The organism is Nocardia miyunensis NBRC 108239, assembly GCF_001613065.1.
GTDB classification, from domain to species: domain Bacteria; phylum Actinomycetota; class Actinomycetes; order Mycobacteriales; family Mycobacteriaceae; genus Nocardia; species Nocardia miyunensis.
Window position 1 is genome coordinate 1 of sequence record NZ_BDBQ01000204.1, and the last position, 722, is coordinate 722.

Annotated in this window: 1 protein-coding gene; it reads right to left on the minus strand. The window is 66.3% G+C overall.

The genetic code is table 11. The annotated features are described in order from the left end of the window. The coding region (locus NM2_RS47005) for a sigma-70 family RNA polymerase sigma factor (protein WP_067684333.1) at positions 1–589 on the minus strand (589 nt) is incomplete at its 3' end. Positions 590–722 lie beyond the last annotated feature (133 nt).

Here is a 722-nt window from a genome sequence, read left to right on the forward strand (position 1 = left end):
GGGGTGCGTTTGCCGGGGTTCGGCCTTGGGGCTGTGTGGTGTAATCGGTTGGCGCGGTGAGGCCTTGGGCTTTGCAGGCGTCTCGGAGTGCGTGCAGGGCGTAGTGCAGTCGTGATTTGACGGTGCCGGGTGGGATGGCGAGTTCGGTGGCGATGGTTTTGACGGATGCGCGGCGGTAGTAGGCGTGCACGATGACCTCACGGTGTTCGTGACTGAGAGTTGCCAGGGCCTGCTGGATGACCCACGTGTCGGCGAGGTTCTCGCACGGGTCCTGGGCGGGGCGGTCGAGCAGTGCGGCTGTCTCGGTGGTGAATTCGTGGCGTCGCCGGGCGCACCGCAATTCGTCGTAGGCGAGGTTGCGGGTCACGGTGAACAGCCACGCGCGCAGTTTCGTGACCGGCCCGTCCAGCATCGCCGGACGCTGCCACAACCGGATCAGGGCGTCTTGAACGATCTCGTCCGCGCGAGCGTGATCGCCGACGAGGCGGCAGGCGAAGCGGCGCAAGGTGTGGTGATAGTGCCGTTCGACTTCGTCCAGACGCTGGGTTCGATCGCGCAGAGCGGTGCCGGTGGTGTCGGTCGCGCTCACCGGTTCGACTCGGCTACCGCTTCGCCGCGGGGTGCCAGATCCGGTGGCGGGAATCCCGACTGCGGCGTTTTCCGTTGGCGGGGCCCAGGATTGGATACGTGGTCCATCGTGACGTCTCCGATGATCGAACGAG